Annotated in this window: 17 protein-coding genes; 7 read left to right on the top strand and 10 right to left on the bottom strand. The window is 71.0% G+C overall.

Annotated elements, in window-relative coordinates; all coding sequences use genetic code 11:
- Window positions 1–99 precede the first annotated feature (99 nt).
- Genes ACWDRB_RS23485 through ACWDRB_RS23470 form a run of 4 tightly spaced genes read left to right on the top strand, consistent with a single transcriptional unit; the run spans window position 100 to window position 4,577 of the window.
- The gene (locus tag ACWDRB_RS23485) at window positions 100–1,233 is read left to right on the top strand and encodes an ABC transporter substrate-binding protein (RefSeq protein ID WP_449896798.1); all 1,134 of its coding nucleotides are present in this window, start codon (window positions 100–102) and stop codon (window positions 1,231–1,233) included.
- A gap of 1 nt (window position 1,234) precedes the next feature.
- Window positions 1,235–2,104 (top strand): branched-chain amino acid ABC transporter permease, encoded by an 870-nt coding sequence (locus ACWDRB_RS23480; RefSeq protein WP_350734399.1) that lies wholly within the window; start codon window positions 1,235–1,237, stop codon window positions 2,102–2,104.
- Window positions 2,101–3,879, top strand: a complete 1,779-nt coding sequence (locus ACWDRB_RS23475) for a branched-chain amino acid ABC transporter ATP-binding protein/permease (protein WP_363968522.1) — start codon at window positions 2,101–2,103, stop codon at window positions 3,877–3,879. The genes ACWDRB_RS23480 and ACWDRB_RS23475 overlap by 4 nt, the downstream gene beginning before the upstream one ends.
- Window positions 3,876–4,577, top strand: a complete 702-nt coding sequence (locus tag ACWDRB_RS23470; protein WP_357738523.1) for an ABC transporter ATP-binding protein — start codon at window positions 3,876–3,878, stop codon at window positions 4,575–4,577. Before ACWDRB_RS23475 ends, ACWDRB_RS23470 begins: the two co-directional genes overlap by 4 nt.
- 36 nt (window positions 4,578–4,613) lie before the next feature.
- Here the strand turns inward: ACWDRB_RS23470 and ACWDRB_RS23465 are convergent, their stop codons facing one another.
- The 6 genes from ACWDRB_RS23465 to ACWDRB_RS23440 all read right to left on the bottom strand — a co-directional run bounded on the left by ACWDRB_RS23465 (window position 4,614) and on the right by ACWDRB_RS23440 (window position 10,754).
- A complete protein-coding gene (locus ACWDRB_RS23465; protein ID WP_449896795.1) occupies window positions 4,614–5,390 on the bottom strand; it encodes an N-acyl homoserine lactonase family protein in 777 nt (258 codons plus the stop codon).
- Window positions 5,387–6,682, bottom strand: a complete 1,296-nt coding sequence (locus tag ACWDRB_RS23460; protein ID WP_449896971.1) for an MFS transporter — start codon at window positions 6,680–6,682, stop codon at window positions 5,387–5,389. The genes ACWDRB_RS23465 and ACWDRB_RS23460 overlap by 4 nt, the downstream gene beginning before the upstream one ends.
- A gap of 125 nt (window positions 6,683–6,807) precedes the next feature.
- The gene (locus tag ACWDRB_RS23455) at window positions 6,808–7,455 is read right to left on the bottom strand and encodes a TetR family transcriptional regulator (protein ID WP_449896794.1); all 648 of its coding nucleotides are present in this window, start codon (window positions 7,453–7,455) and stop codon (window positions 6,808–6,810) included.
- A gap of 9 nt (window positions 7,456–7,464) precedes the next feature.
- Window positions 7,465–9,204 carry a bifunctional sugar phosphate isomerase/epimerase/4-hydroxyphenylpyruvate dioxygenase family protein gene (locus ACWDRB_RS23450; RefSeq protein ID WP_449896792.1) on the bottom strand — a complete coding sequence of 580 codons (1,740 nt, stop codon included), beginning with the start codon at window positions 9,202–9,204 and terminating at the stop codon, window positions 7,465–7,467.
- Between the two features lie 9 nt (window positions 9,205–9,213).
- Entirely contained in the window at window positions 9,214–10,059 is an 846-nt protein-coding gene (locus ACWDRB_RS23445; RefSeq protein ID WP_449896790.1) for a shikimate dehydrogenase, read from the bottom strand.
- 113 nt (window positions 10,060–10,172) lie between these two features.
- The gene (locus ACWDRB_RS23440; protein WP_449896788.1) at window positions 10,173–10,754 is read right to left on the bottom strand and encodes a TetR/AcrR family transcriptional regulator; all 582 of its coding nucleotides are present in this window, start codon (window positions 10,752–10,754) and stop codon (window positions 10,173–10,175) included.
- A 146-nt stretch (window positions 10,755–10,900) separates the two neighbouring features.
- Between ACWDRB_RS23440 and ACWDRB_RS23435 the strand changes: the two genes are divergently transcribed.
- Window positions 10,901–12,433 (top strand): MDR family MFS transporter, encoded by a 1,533-nt coding sequence (locus ACWDRB_RS23435; protein ID WP_449896969.1) that lies wholly within the window; start codon window positions 10,901–10,903, stop codon window positions 12,431–12,433.
- 118 nt (window positions 12,434–12,551) lie between these two features.
- Window positions 12,552–13,472, top strand: coding sequence for a hypothetical protein (locus tag ACWDRB_RS23430; protein ID WP_449896786.1), 921 nt, complete (start codon window positions 12,552–12,554; stop codon window positions 13,470–13,472).
- A gap of 8 nt (window positions 13,473–13,480) precedes the next feature.
- Here the strand turns inward: ACWDRB_RS23430 and ACWDRB_RS23425 are convergent, their stop codons facing one another.
- The 3 genes from ACWDRB_RS23425 to kstD form a co-directional block, all read right to left on the bottom strand.
- Window positions 13,481–15,319: a serine hydrolase domain-containing protein gene (locus ACWDRB_RS23425; protein WP_449896784.1), complete on the bottom strand. Its 1,839-nt coding sequence runs from the start codon at window positions 15,317–15,319 to the stop codon at window positions 13,481–13,483.
- A 71-nt stretch (window positions 15,320–15,390) separates the two neighbouring features.
- Window positions 15,391–16,251 (bottom strand): LLM class flavin-dependent oxidoreductase, encoded by an 861-nt coding sequence (locus tag ACWDRB_RS23420; protein ID WP_449896782.1) that lies wholly within the window; start codon window positions 16,249–16,251, stop codon window positions 15,391–15,393.
- 41 nt (window positions 16,252–16,292) lie between these two features.
- Complete coding sequence (gene kstD / locus ACWDRB_RS23415) at window positions 16,293–18,050, bottom strand: 3-oxosteroid 1-dehydrogenase (RefSeq protein ID WP_449896780.1); 1,758 nt, start codon at window positions 18,048–18,050, stop codon at window positions 16,293–16,295.
- Window positions 18,051–18,155: 105 nt separating this feature from the next.
- Between kstD and ACWDRB_RS23410 the strand changes: the two genes are divergently transcribed.
- Window positions 18,156–19,406: an alpha/beta hydrolase gene (locus ACWDRB_RS23410; RefSeq protein WP_449896778.1), complete on the top strand. Its 1,251-nt coding sequence runs from the start codon at window positions 18,156–18,158 to the stop codon at window positions 19,404–19,406.
- A 215-nt stretch (window positions 19,407–19,621) separates the two neighbouring features.
- Here the strand turns inward: ACWDRB_RS23410 and ACWDRB_RS23405 are convergent, their stop codons facing one another.
- Window positions 19,622–19,972 carry a hypothetical protein gene (locus ACWDRB_RS23405; protein ID WP_449896776.1) on the bottom strand — a complete coding sequence of 117 codons (351 nt, stop codon included), beginning with the start codon at window positions 19,970–19,972 and terminating at the stop codon, window positions 19,622–19,624.
- Between the last annotated feature and the right edge of the window lie 81 nt (window positions 19,973–20,053).

Genomic DNA, 20,053 nt, shown 5'->3' with positions numbered 1-20,053 from the left:
AACCGTTGCGCGTTCGATATTTCCTCCGCCTCCGTGCGGCGCTATAACGAACGTACTAGTCCGTGAATTAACTCTCTCACCTACCCCCAGAGGTGAATCGTGAGATTTCCGATCGTCGCGGCCGCGTTCATCCTGCTCGCCGCCTGTGCCCCGCCCGGACAGTCGAACCAGTCAGGCGCCGGCGCCACCGGACCCATCAAGATCGCGAACGTCGACGCCCAGAGCGGGCAGCTCAGCTCGCTCGGCCAGTGGGAGCACAAAGGCGTGAAGCTGGCCATCGACGAGGCCAACAAGGCCGGCGGCGTCGACGGGCGGCAGATCCAGCTCGACCTGTTCGACAGCCAGGGCGACCCGACCGTCGGCACCAACCTGGCCAGGAAGATCGCCAGCGAGGGCTACATCGCCATGCTCGGCACCGCCGAGAGCGCGGTCACCCTGGCCATGGCGCCCATCCTCAAGGACGCCAAGATCCCGAACATCACCTCGGGCCAGTCGCCCAAGCTCGCCGAGCTGAAGAGCCCGTTCCTCTTCCTCAACGCGCCGACCAGCGTCACCTTCGACGAAACGCTCGCCAAGTACCTGGTCGACGAGAAAGGGCAGAAGAAGATCGCGCTGATCAGCAACAACGGCGCCTACGGCAGCGGCGAGCACGACGCCTTCCTCAACGCCCTCAAGACCAGGAGCGTCACCCCGCTGGCCGACGAGGTCGTCACCCCCGACCAGAAGGACTTCAACGCCAACCTCGCCAAGATCCGCGAGAAGGACCCGGAGGTGCTGTTCATCGGCGCCGAGGAGGTCCAGTCGGGGCTGATCGCCAAGCAGGCCCGCGAGCTGGGGCTCAAGGCCGTCTTCGCCGGCGGCGCCCCGATGGGCACCGACGTGTACGCCACCACGGCGGGGCTGAAGAACGCCGAGGGCTCGATCGTCAGCTCGCCCTACCTGAGCAACGACGCCAGCGACGCCATCAAGGCGTTCGCCGCCAAGTACAAGGCCGCCTACAACGAGGAGGCCCGCATGCACGTCGCCAAGGCGTACGACGGCGCGTCGATCCTCATCGAGGCGCTCAAGCAGACCAAGGGCGAGGGCGGGCAGAAGCTGGCCGACGCCATCCGCGGCGTCAAGCGCGCCGGGCTGCTGGGCGACTACGACTACGACGCCAACGGCGTCGGCATCCACACCACCAAGATCGGCCTGGTCAAGGACGGCAAGGTCGTGCCCGAGGCCGCGAGCTGACGTGCAGGTATTCCTCCAGACCCTGATCGGCGGGGTCACGTTCGGAGCGGTGTACGCGCTGGTGGCGATGGGGTTCTCGATCGTCTACCGCACCATGGGGCTGGTCAACTTCGCCCACGGCAGCGTCGTCATGATCGGCGCGTACGCCGCCTCCACGTTCTACCTGGCCAGCCGGCTCCCCTTCGCCGTCGCGATCGTCGTGGCCATCGCGGTCACCGGCCTCATCGGCCTGGTGATCGAGCGCTTCCTGCGTCCCCTGGAGAACAAGGACTTCACGCTGATGCTGATCGGCACGATCGGCTTCGGCGCCGTCCTGGAGGCGGGGGCGGTCCTCGTCTGGGGGGCCACCGGCCACGCGGTGCCCTCCCCCGTCGCCACCGAGCCGATCGACCTGGCCGGCGTCCGCATCCCCACGTACAACGTGCTCGTGATCGCGGTCGCGGCGGCGGCGACCGGGCTGCTGGCGCTGTTCCTGCAGCGCACCAAGCGCGGCGCGGCCATGCAGGCGGTCGCCATGGACCACCAGGCCGCCACCGCGGTCGGCATCCACGTCGGGCGCAGCAACGCCATGGCCTTCGCCATCGGCGCGGGCCTGGCGGCGCTGGCCGGCAGCCTGGTCGGGCCCATGCTGTACGTCAACCCGACCATGGGCGGCACCCTGGGCATCAAGGGCTTCGCGGCCGCCATGCTGGGCGGCTTCGGCAGCATGCCGGGGGCGATCGTCGGCGGGCTGGCCTTCGGGCTGCTCGACGCGTTCGCCGCGGGCAACTTCCAGGAGTACTCGGAGCTGGTGACGTTCCTGGTGTTCGCCGCCGTGGTCATGATCCGCCCGACCGGCATCTTCGGAGAGGCCACGGTGAACCGCGCATGAGACGTCTGGCCTGGCTCGTCCCCGTCGCCGTGGCCGCGTGGCTGCTCCCCTACGGCCTGGGCGGCTACTCGATGCACGTCGCCGACGTGGCGATCATCTTCGCGATCCTGGCCGTCGGCCTCGGCCTGACCATGGGCGTGGCCGGGCAGATCAACCTGGCCCAGGTCGCCTTCTTCGGCGTCGGCGCCTACACCGTGGCCATCCTCACCACGCAGGCCGGCTTCGGCTTCTGGACCGCCGCGGTCCTGGCGGTGGTGGCCGCCGCGGTCTTCGGCGCGCTCGTGGGGGTGCCCGCGCTGCGCATGCAGTCGCACTATCTGGGCATCGTGACGCTCGGCCTGGCCCTGGCTTTCACCAACTGGGTCACCAACGCCACCGTCGCGGGCCGCGCCGAGGGCATCAGCGATGTGCCGGTGCCGCCGATGTTCGGCCTCGACCTGTCCAGCGGCTACCTCTTCTACTACGTCGAGCTGATCGTCTTCGCGCTCGTCCTGGCCTTCGCCCTGCTGGTCGCCCACTCGCCGCTGGGCCGAAGACTCCGCGCCATGCGCGACGACGACCTCGCGGCGGGCGCGCTGGGCGCGGAGATCCCGCTGCTGCGCATGACCGCCTTCGTGCTGTCCGGCCTGTACGGCGGCGTCGCGGGCGTCCTGTACGCCGGGCTCATCCGTTTCGTCGCTCCCGAGTCGTTCAACATCGCGAACATGTTCCTCCTGCTCGCCATGGTGATCATCGGCGGCCGGAGCAGTGTCCTGGGCTGCGTCGTCGGCGCCGTCGCGCTCTCCCTGGTCAGGGAGGCGCTGCTGGACGCCTCCGCCTACGCCCAGCTCGGCTACGGCCTCGTGGTCGTGCTCGTGGTGGTGTTCGCGCCCAAGGGCCTGGCCGGGCTGCCCCGCCAGCTCCTGCGGCGCCGTCGCGACGGCTCGCGCGCCCAGCTCGGCCCCTTCCGGCCGTACGAGGCCGCCGCGCCCGCCCCTTCGGACGGCGACGTGCTGGAGGTCCGGGACGTGACCAAGCGGTTCAAGGGCCTGGTCGCGCTCGACGGGGTGTCGCTCACCGTGCCCGCCGGGCAGATCCGCGGCATCGTGGGGCCCAACGGGTCGGGCAAGACCACGCTGTTCAACGTCATCAGCGGCTTCTACACGCCCACCCAGGGGTCGGTGCGGCTGCGCGGGCGCGACGTGACGGGGGCGGCGCCGTACCGGCTGTCGCACCGCGGCGTGGCCAGGACCTTCCAGAACCTGCGCCTGTTCGAGGACCTCAGCGTGCGCGAGAACCTGCTCGTCGGCCTGGACCGCACTCCCACCACGTGGATCTGGCGCTACCCGAGCCTGCCCTGGAAGGTGCTGGGCTACGAGCGGGAGCTGCGCGAGCGGGCCGGGGACCTCATCGAGCGGTTCGGGCTGGGCGAGGTCGCCGACGCCGAGCCGCGCTCGCTGCCGTACGGGATCCAGCGGCGCATCGAGCTGGCCCGCGCCATGGCCATGCGGCCCGGCCTGCTCCTGCTGGACGAGCCCGCCGCCGGAATGAATGGTGAGGAGGTGCGCCGGCTCGGGGAGATCGTCCGCTCCATCAGGGACTCCGGCGTGACCGTCGTGATCATCGAGCACAACATGGGCCTGGTCATGTCGCTGTGCGAGCAGGTCACCGTGCTGTCGGGCGGCCGCGTCATCGCCGACGGCCCGCCGGCCGAGGTGGCCGTGCACCCCGACGTCGTGGCCGCCTACCTCGGCGACTCGATGACCGCCCCCACCGCCGAGGAGGCCACCCGTTGAGCACGCTCACCGTCGAGAACCTCTCCGTCCACTACGGCGGCGTACGGGCCGCCCACGACGTCTCCTTCACCGTCGAACCCGGCCAGTCGCTGGGGATCATCGGCGCCAACGGCGCGGGCAAGACCTCCACGCTCAAGGCCGTCATGGGCCTGGCGCCCCGGCAGGCCGGCGCGATCCGCTTCGGCGGGCACGACCTGCTGCGCGCGCCCGCGCACACCCTGGTGCGGCACGGCATCGGCTACGTCCCCGAGGGCCGGCACGTCTTCCCGGGCCTGAGCGTCGAGAAGAACCTCCTGCTCGGGGCCTACACGCAGAGCTGGAAGCGGACGCCGATCGACGAGGTGTACGAGGTGTTCCCAGTGCTGCGCGAGATGCGCCACCGCCTGGCGGGAGCCCTGTCCGGGGGCCAGCAGCAGATGCTGGCCGTCGGACGGGCGCTGATGTGCCGCCCCAAGGTGATGCTGCTGGATGAGCCCTCGATGGGGCTCTCGCCGATCCTCGTCGCCGAGATCGCCGCCGTGCTCAAGCGGCTCAACGCCGACGGCCTGGCCATCCTGCTCGTCGAGCAGAACGCCAAGCTCACCTTCGACGTCACCACGACCTGCCTGGTGATGGAGAACGGCGAGATCGCCGCCACCGGCACCTCGGCCGAGCTCCGCGACGACCCCCAGGTCCGCCGCATCTACCTCGGCCTGTGACCCCCCGGCGGCGGCACCCTGCGGCCGGGGGGTGGGTCAGCCGGCGATCTCCGCGATGTCCGGCTCCAGCAGGGGGAAGCGCTTGAGCACCTCCGGGTCGTGGCCGGCGACCACCAGGTGGGGCCCGTCGGCCAGCTCGTTGATCCGGTCGAAGGCGCCGTACATGCCGGTCATGCTGTGCAGGATCGGGAACGGCCGGTCGCCCTCGATGTTCTCGTAGAAGTGGCTCGCGTCGGAGGCCAGCACGACGTGCCCGCGGGCGGTGCGCACGCGCACCACCTGCATGCCCGCCGTGTGGCCGCCGACCAGGTGCACGCTCAGCCCGGGCACCACGGTCGCGTCGCCGTCGAGCAGGGACACGCGGCCGTCCCGGCGGGCGGCCTGGAGGTGGGCGAGGTCGTCGTCGTTCAGCAGCCAGCGCTCCCCCGTGACGCGCTCGGCCCAGGGTCCCGTCCAGTAGTCCAGTTCGGCCTGCTGCAGGACGTAGCGGGCGGAGGCGAACTCGGCGGCGGTGCCGGTGTGGTCGTAGTGCAGGTGGGTCAGCACCACGTGATCGACGGCGTCCGCCGCCACGCCCAGCCGGGCCAGCGCCTCCACCGGCGAGGCCAGGTAGCGCAGCCCCGCGGCCCGTTCGGCGCGCGCCCGGGCGATGCCGGTGTCGATGACGACGGTGTGCTCGTCATTGACGGCCAGCCAGACGTAGTACGCGGTGGGGTGCGGCTCGGCTCCCCGGGTGTCGTAGCCGTGGAAGTGCTCGCCACGCCGGGCGTCGCGCTCGGCGTAGCGCAGGGCGTACACGCGGAAACCGGTCACACCCGCACCGGTTCCTTGAGCCCGAGCTGCTCGGTGGGGACGCGGTAGGTCTCCCGGGCGGTGGCCACGGCGGCCACGTTGACCAGGCACACGACGGCGGTGATGACCGACACGCCCAGCCAGCTGCCCTGGCCGGTGCCCGCCAGCGCCGTGGCCACGGTCGGCGCGAAGCCGGCGATCGCGAAGCCGATCTGCGTGCCGATCGCCATGCCCGACAGGCGGACCCGGGTGGTGAACATCTCACCGTAGAACGACGGCCAGACGCCGCTGGTGGCGCTGTGCACGATGCCGAACATCAGGATGCCCACGACGAAGATCAGGGGGTAGCTGCCGATGGAGATCGACCACAGGTAGGCGAACATCAGCGCCGCGCAGCCCAGCGAGCCGCCGATGAAGACCGGCTTGCGGCCGACCCGGTCCGACAGCCGCCCCCACAGCGGGATCGTGATCACCGCGGCGACGTTGGCCAGCACGCCGACCCACAGCATGGGGCCGCGTTCCAGGTGCATGGTGTTGACGGCGTACGACAGCGCGTGGACGGTGAAGATCGTGCTCACCGAGGCGATGACCGCGGCCACGACCACGCGCAGCACGTCCCCCCGCTGCTCGCGGAAGAGCACGGCGAGCGGCATCCTGGCCACGTTGTTGGTGGCGACCTCCTGCTCGAAGGCGGGCGTCTCCTCCAGCGTGCGGCGGATGACCAGCCCGACGGCGGCCACCCCGATGCTCAGCCAGAACGGCACCCGCCAGCCCCAGCTCAGCAGCTGGTCCTCGGGCAGCGCGGCGATCGGCAGGAAGATCGCGGTGGCGATGATCTGCCCGGCCTGGGTGCCGTTGAGCGTGAAGCTGGTGTAGTAGGCCCGGCGGTTGTCGGGGGCGTGCTCGAGCGTCATCGAGTTGGCGCCGGCCTGCTCGCCGGAGACGGAGAAGCCCTGCAGCAGGCGCAGGACCACGAGCAGGACCGGGGCGAGCACGCCGACCTGGTCGTAGGTGGGCAGGCAGCCCACCAGGAACGTCGAGGCGCCCATCATGACCAGCGTGGTGACCAGGACCTTCTTGCGGCCGAACTTGTCGCCCACGTGCCCGAGCACGAACGCGCCGACCGGCCTGGCCAGATAGCCGACGCCGAAGGTGGCCAGGGCCAGGAGCGTACCCGTGGCGGGCGAGCTGGACGGAAAGAAGATCTTGCTGAAGACGAGCGCGGCCGCGGTGCCGTAGATGAAGAAGTCGTAGTACTCCAAGGCACTACCGATCCATGCAGCTATAGCCGCTTTGCGAGGTTTGCCCTGCACCGTCACGATTATGCTCCTCACGGGGGGAATGGCATAGCGCAGTGGCAGGAAACTAACTCACCGGTTCGTACATTACAAGGGTGTTGCCAATCGGTTACCTGGGATTCGGCTCTCAGGCCCAGTGATCAGGCAGGGCCGCGGAGGTAGGCGACGACCATCTCGCCCACCATCCGGCGCAGCCGGTCGCGGTGCTCCGGCGCCGCCATGTCACGCCCGAACAGCGCCCCGAACGTGTGCTGGTTGGCCACCCGGAAGAAGCAGAACGAGCTGATCATCATGTGCACGTCGATCGCGTCGGCGTCGGTCACGAACTCGCCCGAGGCCTGCCCCGCGTCCAGGATGCGCGAGATGACGTCGAGCACCGGCGTGCCGAGGTTGGCCAGCACCTCGGACTTGCGGATGTGCTCGGCCTGGTGGACGTTCTCGATGGCGACGAGCTTGATGAAGTCGCGGTGCAGGTCGTGGTGGTCGAAGGTCAGCTCCGCCAGGGTGCGGATCGCCTCCACCGGGGCCAGGTGCTCGACGTCGATCGTCCGCTCCATCGCCCGGACCTCGGTGTAGGCCTTCTCCAGGACCGCGATGTAGAGGCGCTCCTTGCTGCCGAAGTAGTAGTAGATCATGCGCTTGGTCGTGCGCATGCGCTCGGCGATCTCGTCCACGCGCGCGCCCGCGTACCCGTGCCGGGCGAACTCCTGCTGGGCGACCTTGAGGATCTCCGCCTTGGTGCGCTCGGCGTCCCGCTGGCGTTCGGAGGCGACGGGTTGCGTGGTCATTCGGTCATCTTAGTGAGGTCCGGCGTGCTGCACGGAGAGCCGGATCGGGGCGTTCCCGGCGCCGTACCCCTGGTAGCCGCCCGTGCGCTGGACGAGCTCGAAGAAGACGCGGCCCACGGTGACGGTGTACAGGTGCAGGAACTCGCCGTGGGCGTCCCGGTCGTACAGCACGCCCAGCTCCCTGAGCTCGGGGTCGACGTTCTCGTGGCGGGCCTCCAGGTCGTCGTAGTAGTTGGCGGGGATGGGCAGCAGCAGCTCCGGGTGCTCGGCCCGCAGGCGGCGGGCGACGGCCACGACGTCGTCGCAGGCGAGCGCGACGTGCTGCCACGGCAGGTCCCTGGCGCCGACCTGGGTGAGGTTGATGACCATCCGGACCGCGCCCTCGGCGGCCGACATCGCCTTGCTGCGCAGCAGCCCGTACGGGTCGGGCAGCTCCAGGCTCTCCTGGGGCCGCAGGCCGAGCACGGTGCGGTAGAACAGCTCGGCCTCGTCGAAATAGTGGAACGGCTGGGTGAGGGCCACGTGGTCGATGCGGGTGATCTCCCCGGCGACCGGCCCAGAGAGCGGCCTCGCGGGGCCGAAGTCGTCGAGCCAGGCCGTGTCGCAGAAGAAGATCTCGGTGCCGTCGGGGGCGGCGACGGCGTCCAGGCGCGCCTCCCTGGGCGCGCGCTCGCGCGGCAGGACCGGCGACAGCAGCGACTCGGCGTGCTTGACCGCCGCGCCGGGGTCGGGGCTGTCCAGCCCGATGGCGACCAGCGCGGGGTCCCCGCCTGCGGCGTTCAGCAGCAGCCGCGCGCCGCCCTGCTCCCACAGCTCGACGGGTTTGGTGGGATGCGTCCCGGTACGTTGGAAGCCGAGCGCGCTCAGGACTCCGCCGAGAGCTTCGGGGTCGGCCAGCTCCGCGAAGGCGAACCCGGTGGGGACTGCCGGATGGGCGGCCCCGTACAGGGTGTCCTCCAGGGCGATGAGCGAGCGCATGCCGTCGCGGGCCGTGCGGGCGGTGCCGGCCTGGCGGAAGTGGTCGTTGAAGACCTCCAGCGAGAGCGGACCGGTGTATCCGGCGTCGAGGACGTGCCGCACCAGCCCCGCCACGTCGAAGTTGCCCTGGCCGGGGAAGCAGCGGTAGTGGCGGCTCCACTGCAGCACGTCCATGGCCAGCAGCGGCGCGTCGGCGAGCTGGAGGAAGAAGATCTTCTCGCCGGGGATCGCCTCGATGCCGATCGGGTCGGAGCCGCGCGAGAGGATGTGGAAGCTGTCCAGGCAGGTGCCCAGGTTCGGGTGGTCGGCCATGCGCACCAGGCGCCAGGCGTGCAGGTACTCGTTGACGTGCCGGCCCCAGGCCAGCGCCTCGTAGGCGATGCGGATCCCGTGCTCGGCGGCCCGTTCGGCGAGCAGCCGCAGCTGGGAGGCGGCCAGCTCGTCGTCGCCGATCGCCTCGGGCGAGACGTTGGAGCAGACCAGCAGCAGGTCGGCGCCCAGCCGCTCCATGGTCCGGAACTTGTGCTCGGCGCGGCGCAGGTTGCGGGCCAGCAGGTCGGCGGGCACGGCCTCGAAGTCGCGGAAGGGCTGGTAGAGGTCGATGGAGAGCCCCAGGTCCGCGGCGCGGGCCCGGATCTCCTCGGGCGGCAGCGGGCAGACCAGCAGGTCGTTCTCGAAGATCTCCACGCCGTCGAACCCGGCGGCGGCGATGGCGTCCAGCTTCTCGGTCAGCGTGCCGCTCACCGACACGGTGGCGATGGACTTGCGCATGACTTCTCCTCAGACGGTCACCAGGTCGGTCAGGTGGGCGAGCATGCGCTCGGTGTCGGGTTCGCGGCCGGTGAACAGGCGGAAGGCGTGCGCGGCCTGGAAGACGACCATGCCGCCGCCGTCCAGCGTCCGGCAGCCCGCCGCGCGGGCCTGCTTGAGCAGCTCCGTCTCCAGCGGCCGGTACACGATGTCGGCCACCCACAGGCCGGGGCGCAGCAGCGCCGCGGGCAGCGGCAGCCCCGGGTGGTGGGCCATGCCGGTGGGCGTGGCGTGCGCCAGCCCGTCCGCCTCTGCGAGCAGTCCGGGCAGCTCGTCCTGGGTGGCGGCGCTGGCCCGGCCGGCGCCGAACCGGGAGCTCAGCTCCGCCGCCAGCCGCACCGCCCGGCCGGGGTCGGCGTCGACGATCGTGATCCGGTCGGCGCCCAGGGTGAGCAGCGCATGCCCGACCGCCGCCCCCGCGCCGCCCGCGCCGAGCTGCACGATCCGGCGGGTGGGCGCGTCGGGCAGGCCGCGGGCGAACGATTCGGCGAACCCCGTCCAGTCCGTGTTGTGCCCGATGGCGCGCTCGCCGTCGAACACGACGGTGTTGACGGCGCCGAGCATGCGGGCGTCCGGCGACAGGTCGTCCAGGTGCGGGATGACGCTCTGCTTGCACGGGTGGGTGATGTTGAGCCCGTCGTAGCCGAAGCGGCGCGCGGTGCGTACCAGCTCTCCCACGTCGAGCCCGAGCACGTCCGTGTCGAGCAGGCGGTAGACGTAGTGCAGCCCGTGGTGGACGGCCTCCCGCTCGTGCAGCGGCGGGCTGAGCGAGGGGCCGATGCCCGAGCCGACCAGCCCGGTCAGGAACGAGGCCATCAGTTCTTCCTCTCCGGCGGATGGGACAGGTGCGTTGGACGCCTCCTAATGTACGTACTAGTGAGTTAGCTGGCTAGACGAGGGCCGGCACCGGCACTTCCCCGGCCCCGGGGTCAGGCGAACGGCTGGGCCATCTGGTCCAGCACCTCTTCCGTGACCTCCCGCATCGTCCGGGTCTCGTCGTCGAGCCACTTCTGCGTGGCGATGCGCATCGCGACCAGGAAGGCGGCGGCGATCACCTCGGGACCGACGCCCCCGGCCTGCTCGCGCCCGGCCACCGCCGCGTCCAGCTCCCGCTCCAGGCGCATCCGGCTGGCCAGCTGCCTGGCCAGCAGCGAGGGGTGGCGCATGACCAGCCTCGTGCGCACCTGCCACTCCCGGTCGGGGGCGACGGTCTCGACCTCGAAGATGTCGAGCGCGCTGCGCAGCGCCCGCCACGCCGACAGTTCGGGCGGCTGCTCGCGCACCCGCCGCACCAGTTCGAGCAGGCGCTGCTCGTCGCCGTAGAGCAGCGCCTCCTCCTTGCCGTCGAAGTAGTTGGAGAACGTCCGGCGCGAGATGTTGGCGGCGTCGGCGATGGCCTCGACCGTGACGTTGTCCAGGCCGTGCTCCATCGCCAGCCGCAGCGTGGCCTCGTGCACCGCTCTGCGGGTCTCGGCCTTCTTGCGCTCGCGCAACCCCATTGTGCTGTCCATGACGCAGGCAAGCTTACCCGGCGGGAATAGATGCCCAGTGCGCAAAGTTTCCCATTGAGCATGTATGGTGTCCCGGTCCCACGTACTCATTTGGAGGTTCGCGCATGAGCGCACAGACGGCAGCGCCGTCGCCGGCGGCGGAGCCGATGGCCCACCGCCAGGTTCTGGAGGCCCTCAGCGGCCTGTTGCTCGTCCTCTTCGTCGCGATGATCAGCGGCACGGTCGTCTCGGTCGCGCTCCCCCAGATCATCGGCGCGCTCGACGGCAGCCAGTCGCAGTACACGTGGGTGGTCACGGCCTCCCTGCTGGCCTCGACCGCCTCCACCCCCATCTGGGGCAAGCTGGCCGACCTGTTCGACAAGAAGCTGCTCCTGCAGATCTCCATCGTGATCTTCATGGTCAGCTCGCTGGCCTGCGGCTTCGCCCAGAACACCGGGCAGCTCATCGCCTTCCGCGCGATCCAGGGCCTGGGCATGGGCGCCCTGCAGATCCTCACGCAGGTGATCATCGCCGCGATGATCACTCCCAAGGAGCGCGGCCGCTACAACGGCTACCTCGGCGCGGTCATGGCCGTGGCCACCGTCGGCGGCCCGCTGCTCGGCGGCCTCATCTCCGACACCTCCTGGCTGGGCTGGCGCTGGTGCTTCTTCATCGCCGTGCCGTTCACCGTCGTCGCCTTCGCGCTGCTGACCAAGACCCTGCGCGTGGCGACCGTGCGGCGCTCGGACGTGAGCATCGACTACTGGGGAGCCACCCTCATCGCCGCCGGCGTCAGCGTCCTGCTCATCTGGGTCACCTTCGTCGGCAACGAGTTCGACTGGCTGTCCTGGCAGACCGCGGCCATGGCGGGCGGCGGCGTGCTCCTGCTCGCCCTGGCGACCTGGGTCGAGTCCCGGGTCACGGAGCCGGTCGTGCCGCTGCACGTCATCAGCAGGCGCACCCCCGCGCTGGCCATCCTGGCCAGCCTCGCGGTCGGCATGGCGATGTTCGGCGGCTCGGTCTTCCTGGGCCAGTACTTCCAGATCGGGCGCGGGTACGGCCCGACCGCCGCGGGTCTGCTGACCATCCCGATGATGGCCGGCGTGCTGCTCTCCTCGACCATCAGCGGCCGGATGGTCTCCAGGAGCGGCCAGACCAAGCCGTACATCCTGGCCGGCCTGGTCGTCCTGACGCTGGGCTTCGCCGGGCTGGCCACGATCGACCACCAGACCTCGATGGTGCTGATCTCCGCGTACATGCTGGCCGTGGGCGTCGGCGTGGGCATGTCGATGCAGAACCTCGTCCTCGTCATCCAGAACACCGTCCCGCTGCGCGAGATCGGCGCGGCCAGCGGCGCGATCACCTTCTTCCGCTCGCTCGGCGGCACCGTCGGCGTGTCGGTGCTCGGCGCCGTCCTGGCCAACCGGGTGGCGTCCAACATCGCCGAGGGCCTGGCCAAGGCCGGCATCCCGGCGGGTGGGCAGGCGGCGGGCGGCAGCCTCAACCTCGCCGCGCTGCCCGAGCCGATCAAGCTGATCGTCAGGTCCGCGTACGGCGACGCCACCGGCCACATCTTCCTCATCTCGGCCGCGATCGCCGTCGTCGGCCTCGTCGCCGCGGCCTTCCTCAAGCCGGCCAAGCTCCGCGACAGCCTGGACCTGCCCGAGCCCGCCAAGGAGGAGGCCCCGGCCAACGCCTGACCTGCGACGGCAAGGATTCGCCAGTTCATGGTCAGCGGCGGGTCGCTCCGGAGTGGGGCGGGTCCCGGCGCGGTATGAGGAGGTCGGCGAGAGATCAGGGACCCGGGGGGAGGATCCAGTGGCGGATGTGGGCGATGGCGACGGACTCGGTCAGGACATCGCCCGCGTGGGCCGCGCACTCGCCCAGGTCGTCGCGCCGACCACCATCCTCGCATCTGTCTTGATGTATTTCGGGTCTGTCCGCCTCAACAGCATGTACTCGAGGCTCGGGGTCAACACCAGCATGCTGAGCTTCACCTTCCAGGAATACGTGATGCGCAGCATCAACGTGGCCGATGAGCCACTGGTGGTGGTCCTGCTCCTGCTTCTCCTGCTGCTCCTGGTGGCGCCCTTCGCGCGCGCGGTGCTGATCCGGTCCACCGTCTGGCATCGCATCGCCACCATGCGGACCATCTGGGCACTCGCCACGCTTGGGGTCGTCAGTATCGCGGTGGCCGTTATGGCCATAGCCGATTGGCCCAGATGTTGGGATCGGCCGTTCTACGTCAAGCCCCTCTTTTTGGGCCTCGGCTCGCTCTTGCTGTTCTACAGCGCTTACCTTCGCAACGCGGTCAACTCTGGCCCGGCGGTTCCCCCCACCGGCCAGATCGTCCAGCGCACGGTCCTCGCGGCCCTTGCACTGGTTTCGGTGCTGTGGTTCGTGGACGAACACGCGCAGCGAATCGGCAAGGAGGATGCCGACAGGATCCTGGCACAGCCGGAAAAAACACTGGTGGCCGCGGTGGTCTACGCGCGGCAGCGGCTGAATCTGGAGGGCCCGGGAATCGATGAGAGCCTGCTCCCGGACCCGAATGCGGACTTCCGCTACCGATACACCGGCCTGCGCTTCCTGATCGCGTCCAACCGACAATATTTCCTCGTGCCCGTCTGCTGGGGCTCCACCCCCGGCGCCCGGACCATCGCCCTTCCGGCTGACGGTTCGATCAGGCTCGAGACCTTGAACGTCATGACGAAGCAGTCCTGCTCCAAAGGGCACTGAACGCCGCGTCAGGCCCAGCCGTAGACCGAGCGGACCGCAGCGGCGATCTCGTTGACCAGGCTCATGTTGTTGCCGTTGGCCAGGATCGCGTATCCGGCGCCGAGCTCCGGATAGCCCTTGAACACGGACTTGAAGCCGTAGTTGGAGCCGTCATGGGTGTAGGAGAAGTTCTTCGTCCCGGAGCCGGCGATGAAGAAGCCCCGCCCCATGGTGGGCTCGGGCCCCGCGGTGAGCAGCGTGCGGACCGAGGCCTTGGTGAGCGGCCCGGCGATGTCGCCGGAGGCGGTCCACGCCTTGTTGAGGTAGGACACCAGGCGGCACAGGTCGAGGACGTTCGTGTAGAGGCCGGCGGCGGCCGACTCCGGGTAGCGGTTGCGCTTGCCGGAGATCACCGTGCCGCTGGCGGTGTGGCCGGCGGCCAGCTCGAAGCCCGGCGACAGCGCGTAGGAGCTGTTCTTCATGCCGAGCGGCCCGAACACCTCCTTGTCCATGTACGACGCCAGCGACAGCCCGCTCTTCTGCTCCACCATCCGCTGCAGCAGCACGAACCCGGCGCCGGAGTAGTGGAACTCGGCCCCCGGGGCGGTGGTGAGCTCGATCTTCGGCGAGTTGCCCTCGCCGTTCATGACCTGCAGCAGCGAGGGCACGGTCGCGCCGGGGCCGTAGCCGGCGAAGCCGCCACCCCCGGTGTCGAAGCCGGTGCAGGCGTCGGCCGGGGAGGTGGAGCCGCGCCCGATGAGGCCGGCCCGGTGCGTGAGCACGCGGTCGATGGTCGGCACCGCCGTCGAGGTGACGCAGTCGCGGCGCGGCAGGGTCCAGCCCAGGTGGGGCCGGATGTCGCCGGTCAGGGGCAGCTTGAGCGTCTGCGCCAGGCGCATGACGCCGACCGCGGCCACGGCCTTGCTGATGGAGGCGGCCTGGAAGGCGGTCTCGGGGTGCGCGGCGGCGCCGCTGCCGGCCTCCAGCCAGCCGTACCCGGTGGACCAGGCGATCTTGTTGCCGACCACCACCGCGACGGCCACCCCGGGCGTCTTCCACGCGTTCATCCGCTGCCAGATGGTCGCGCCGCCCACCGCGTTCTCGACCTGCCGCACCCGGTCGGCGGGCAGCGCGGGCACCTTGCCGCGCGTGCTCGCCACCCAGCCGCCGGCCGCGGAGAAGGCGACGTTGTGCAGCTGCCAGCCGCCGGCGGCCAGCTCGTTCAGCTTCTTGAAGCAGGCGTCGTCGATGGCGCGCGCATGGAACTCGTCCTGCGCCACGACCACCCATCCGCCGCCCTTGGGGAAGGCGACGCCGGTCAGGCGGCGCCCGCCCTGCGTCAGGTTGCGCATCATCTGGTAGCACTCGTCGTCGACGCCCCGGGCGTAGAAGCCCGTGGTGTCGGCCACCGCCCAGCGGTCGCCGCCGGCCGGCGGGAACGAGACGTGCACGACCTGCCGACCGGCGGTGTAGGAGTCGCTGACGCGCTGGTGGCACGCCTCGGGCAGGCCGCGCGCCGCCATCCCCTTGTCACTCGTGATCACCCAGCGGTCGCCGCCCTCCGGCGGGAAGGCCACGCAGTGGATCTTCGCCCCGGCCTTGACCATCTTTCCGAGCTCGGCGAAACACGCGTCGGGCACGCCGCGGGCGAAATAACGGCCGTCCTGGGTGACGATCACCCAGCCGCCGGACGGCGTGAACGCAACCGTGGTGACGCCGTACGGCGCCAGCTCCCCCATTTTGGCATGCAGCTCATCGGGAACACCCGCGTCGGCGAACGGGTAGCCCGCCGCCAGCGCCGGCCGGGCGAAGTCCACGGCGGCCAGGCCCGCGGCGCCGGTCAGGGTGAGGAAATGTCTGCGGTCCAAGGGGGAACTCCTCAGGGGGCAATGGTCACCAACTGCGTTTGAATCATGGCAGACCGCAGACACTCCTCGATTCACCCCATGGTGGGCGGGCCCTGCTCGATGCGGCGCAGCACGGGCGCGAGCCGGTCCAGGTCGGCGCCGTCGATCGGCTGGCGCTCGTCCCACCAGGTGGCGCCCGCGTCCATGAGCGGGCCGAGCAGGTCGCGGGACTGGGCGGCGCCGGTGGGGCTGACGCCGCCGACGACGAGCTCGAAGGGGCCGTCGTCCTCGCGCTGCTCACGTACGTACGCGGCCAGCTCCCGCACCTGGTCGACGGGCGGCCCGTATCCGTGCGAGCCCGGCCCGAACAGCGGAACGGCGCCATCCCAGCGGGCGGCCCGGCGCATCGGCCTGCGGTTGGGCCAGAACCCGGCGACCCACACCGGCGGGCGGGGGCGTTGCACGGTCGGCGGCAGCAGTGTCACGTCCTCGGCCCGGAAGTGCCGCCCGCGATGGGTGACCGGCTCGCCGCTCCAGTAGCGGGCGAGCAGGTCCAGGCCCTCGTCGAGGAGCTCGGCGAGCACGACCGGGTCGGTGGGCTCGCCGAAGCTGCCGTACTCGTCCTCGATCGGCCCGCCCAGGCCCGCGCCGAAGATCACCCGGCCGCCGCTGAGCGCGTCGAGCGTGGCGACCTGGCGGGCCAGCTGCTGCGGCCGGCGCCGGGCGACCGGGGTGACCAGGGTGCCGAGCCTGATCCGGGTGGTCGCCAGCGCCGCCGCCGTCAGCAGCATCCAGGGGTCGCCGAACGCCCGCCGCCTGCTCTTGACGTGGACGACGTGATCCCAGACGAACAGCGCGTCCCAGCCCGCCTGTTCCGCGGCGACGGCCACCGAGGCGACGGTCCTGGGGTCGGCGAAGTCGCCGAAGTTCGGAATGTTGATCGAGAAGTGCATCCCGCCATGCTGCTGGCCCGCGGCGGGGGACGGCAATCGTTTTAAGGCGTGTCGGCGATGTCGTTGGCGGCCACGTACCCGAAGGTCATGGCGGGGCCGATGGTCGAGCCGGAGCCGGCGTAGCTGTGGCCCATGACGGCTCCGCTGGCGTTGCCGGCGGCGTACAGGCCGGGGATGACCGACCCGTCGGCCCGCAGCACCCGCGACCGGGCGTCGGTGCGCATCCCGCCCTTGGTGCCGAGGTCCCCTGGGACGATCTTGAACGCGTAGAAGGGCGGCAGCCACAGCGGCGCGAGGCACGGGTTCGGCTTGACCAGCGGGTCGGCGTAGTAGCGGTCGTAGGCGCTGTCGCCGCGGTGGAAGTCGAGGTCCTTGCCGGTCGCGGCGAACCCGTTGAAGCGGTCGATGGTGCCGCGCAGCGCCGCCTGCGGGACGCCGATCTTCTGGGCCAGTTGCTCGATCGTCCACGCCTTGAACGCGGCGCCGCCGGCGAACCATTCGTCGGGCAGCGGCAGCAGCGGCGCGACGTCCCGGAACAGGTACTTGTTGCGGTAGTTCTGGTCGACGATGAGCCAGGCGGGGATGTGCGGCTGGCCCGGGCCGTTGCGGTCGTACATGACGTGGACGACGTCGCTGTAGGGGGCGCCCTCGTTGACGAAGCGCACGCCGTTGCCGTTGACCAGCAGGCAGCCCGGCAGGGTGCGTTCGGCCAGGCAGAAGTACGGCTGGCCGGGCAGCGGGATGGCCGGGCCCCACCAGGCGTCGTCCATCAGGTCCAGGGCGGCCCCGACCCGTTCGCCGGCCTCGATGCCGTCGCCGGTGTTCTCCTTGGCGCCGACGGTCCAGCTCGTGCCGATGGGCTGGCGCTGGAACTCCGTGCGCATGGCCGCGCTGTGCTCGAACCCGCCCGAGCCGACGATCACGCCGCGCTTGGCCTTGACCAGGCCGCCGGGCGTGACGACGCCGGTGACGCGGCCGGACTCGACCTTGAGGTCGAGCAGCGGGGTGTTCAGCAGCACCGGCACGCCGGCCGAGAGCAGCCCCGCGCGCAGGCCGGCGGCCAGGGACTGGCCCATGGTCAGCGGTTTCTCGCCGCGCAGCGCGGCCTCGGTGCCGCGCAGCAGGCACGCGGCGCTCACCTCGAGGCCCTTGGCGTTGACGGCGGCGAGCGTCAGCCACTTGTAGTCGGCGCTGTAGACCACCAGGCCCGCGGGGGTCTGGATGTACGGGCCGTTCAGGTGGGCCAGCTCGGCGCCGAGGATGTTGCCGTCGAGCTGGGCGGGCTCGATGGAGCGCCCGTTCGGCATGCCGCCGGTGAACTCCGGATAGTAGTCGGAGTAGCCCTCCATGAACCGGAAGCGCAGCGGGCTGTTGCGCATCACGAACGAGATCATCGCCGGCCCGGCCGACAGGAAGGCCCGCTGCCGCTCGATCGGCACGGTGTCGCCGACGACGCGGGCCAGGTAGGCGGCGGCCTTGGCCGGGGTGTCCTGGACTCCGGCGGCGAGGATGACCTCGTTGCACGGGATCCAGATGCCCGCGCCCGATCGGGCGGCCGAGCCGCCGAACGTCGGGGCCTTCTCCACCACGACGGTACGCAGCCCGCGTTTGGCCGCCGTCAGCGCCGCGGTCATCCCGGCGGCTCCGGCGCCGACCACCACGACGTCGTACTCGACCTCGGCACGGGCCGGCGCGCTGCCGAGCGCGGCGCCCGCGACCATTGCGCCGCCCGCCACGGCGGCCCCGCGTAACAGGGCGCGCCGGCTCTGGCCCTGGGGGGTGAGGCTGGATTCGACCATGACGGCAAGCATGCGCTTGGTTGTTTTCACTGTCAATGCGGCCGGGTGTTGACGCCGCCGCCGAAGCCTGGTGCCATGATCGGGACGGTCCGTAGAGGAGATGCGATGCGACGATTGGCCGTCGTGCTCCTGTTCGCCGCGGCGCTCGTGGCGCCCGCGACGACGGCGTACGCCGAGACGTGCTCGACCACGCTCCCCCAGCCGGACGGCCACGGCATCACCTGCGTGCGGGTCGAGCGACATCTCCAGAACGACGGCTCCGAGCTGCGCGACGTCGTCATGACCTCGACGGCGATCTTCCAGGCGGCCGGCGGCACCCCCGCGATCGACCCGCTCGCCCACGAGATCAGCGTGCGCGTCTACCTGCCCCCGGGGTACGACCCCGCCAGGAGCACCCGCTACCGCTCCCTCTACCTCATCAACGGCGGCGGCGACGACTACGACGAGTGGACGACCAAGACCGACCTCGTGTCCCTGATCCGCACCACGCCCGGCCACCCGTACGACGGGATCGTGGTGATGCCGACCGGTGGCATGACCGGCTGGTACAGCGACTGGGCCGGGCGTACGGACGGATATTTCGCGCCGAAGTGGGAGACGTACCACATCTCGCAGCTCATCCCATGGATCGACGCCAACTTCAACACGATCGCCAACCGGTCGGGGCGGGGCCTGGCGGGGCTGTCGATGGGCGGGTTCGGCACGCTGAAGTACGCCGCCGCGCACCCCGACGTGTTCTCCGTCATCGGCGCCTTCTCGCCGGGCATCGACCTGCGCGGCAAGCCCGCCCAGCGGACGGTCTCCGACTCGATGTGGCAGTCCGGGGCCGCGATCACCGTGCTGGACCCGGGGCCGTACCGGGTCAACAAGTACGACGGCTGGCTGCCCGTGCTCGACCAGCAGCAACAGCTCGTCTACCGGCTGGACACCCTGTTCGGACCGCACACCACCAGCGCCTCCGGGGACCTCGACTGGCCCGCCGCCAACCCGGCGGTGCTCGTGACGCAGGGCAGGTACGCGCCCTTCAGCGGCAGGCTCGGCCTGTACGCGGGCGGCTGCCGGTCGCTGCCGCGCGACCCGTCGGGCCAGTACATCCTCGGCGACGGCGGCGGCCCCGCGCCCGCGGAGTGCGCCTACAGCACCACGTCCCCGGCGAACACCGACGCCCTCGCGGTGAACGAGGCCATCCTCGGCTCGTACGCGAGCGTCTTCGACCAGACCCTGACCGGCCTGGGCGTCGGCCACCGCTACTGCTACGGCACGGGCGGCCACGACTGGAACTCCTGGCCCGCGATGCTGACCGACTTCCTCCAGTACGCCTACGGCACGGCCCCGCCCCGCTGCCCCAACGCCTGACGCGCCGGACCTTCCGTCCGGTTTGAGCGCAGGCACCAGCGGCCGGTGGACGGGAGCAGGGCCATGAGCTCAGCATCAACCAGACCGGCGGACCGGGGTCGATGAGGAGTGCGGCGGCCTGGAAGACCATGGCCAGCTGCCCCGGAAGGCTCAGCAGCGCCAGCGTCGCCGCGGCGGTCGCGGTGCCGGCGTCCCGCGCAGGGGGCTCCGGCGGTTCAGGGTCGCCGGGCCGGGGTGCGGATCGCCGTGCCCCGTTCGGTGATCATGACGGTGACGTCCGGTGGGAGCCAGTGGGTGACGGTGTCGGGCCCCTCCAGCCGGTCGAGGACGTCATTCAGCCGGGGCCGGTCGGCCGGGGTCTTGGCCAGGCAGGCACGCAGCAGGGGCACGAGGTCGGGCTCTTCGTGGACGACCCGGTAGACGACCAGGTCGGCTCCCAGCACCCGGACCGCCGCGGGCGGCAGCGGCCCCTGCCCCGTGACGGCCTCGGCCAGGGAGGGGCCGGGGATGCAGGCGGTGGCCGGCCAGGGCGGGTCGGCATCGGCGTCGGCGTCGGCGTCGACCACCTCGGCGGTGTAGAAGCCGCCGACCCGGCGGGCAGCCTCGACCTCGGCGGAGAACCGGCGCCGGAACTCCGCGTCGCCCCC

The organism is Nonomuraea sp. NPDC003707 (assembly GCF_053587055.1).
Note: the sequence above shows the minus strand (reverse complement) of the source record. Positions and strands in the feature narration are given on the sequence as shown.

What these genes read in the sequence shown, in the direction of transcription:
- ACWDRB_RS23435 (WP_449896969.1), top strand. Translation starts at nt 10,901, where the DNA reads ATGGCCCACCGCCAGGTTCTGGAGGCCCTCAGCGGCCTGTTGCTCGTC.
- ACWDRB_RS23450 (WP_449896792.1), bottom strand. Translation starts at nt 9,204, where the DNA reads ATGCGCAAGTCCATCGCCACCGTGTCGGTGAGCGGCACGCTGACCGAG.
- kstD (WP_449896780.1), bottom strand. Translation starts at nt 18,050, where the DNA reads ATGGTCGAATCCAGCCTCACCCCCCAGGGCCAGAGCCGGCGCGCCCTG.
- ACWDRB_RS23440 (WP_449896788.1), bottom strand. Translation starts at nt 10,754, where the DNA reads ATGGACAGCACAATGGGGTTGCGCGAGCGCAAGAAGGCCGAGACCCGC.
- ACWDRB_RS23455 (WP_449896794.1), bottom strand. Translation starts at nt 7,455, where the DNA reads ATGACCACGCAACCCGTCGCCTCCGAACGCCAGCGGGACGCCGAGCGC.
- ACWDRB_RS23410 (WP_449896778.1), top strand. Translation starts at nt 18,156, where the DNA reads ATGCGACGATTGGCCGTCGTGCTCCTGTTCGCCGCGGCGCTCGTGGCG.
- ACWDRB_RS23420 (WP_449896782.1), bottom strand. Translation starts at nt 16,251, where the DNA reads ATGCACTTCTCGATCAACATTCCGAACTTCGGCGACTTCGCCGACCCC.
- ACWDRB_RS23445 (WP_449896790.1), bottom strand. Translation starts at nt 10,059, where the DNA reads ATGGCCTCGTTCCTGACCGGGCTGGTCGGCTCGGGCATCGGCCCCTCG.
- ACWDRB_RS23475 (WP_363968522.1), top strand. Translation starts at nt 2,101, where the DNA reads ATGAGACGTCTGGCCTGGCTCGTCCCCGTCGCCGTGGCCGCGTGGCTG.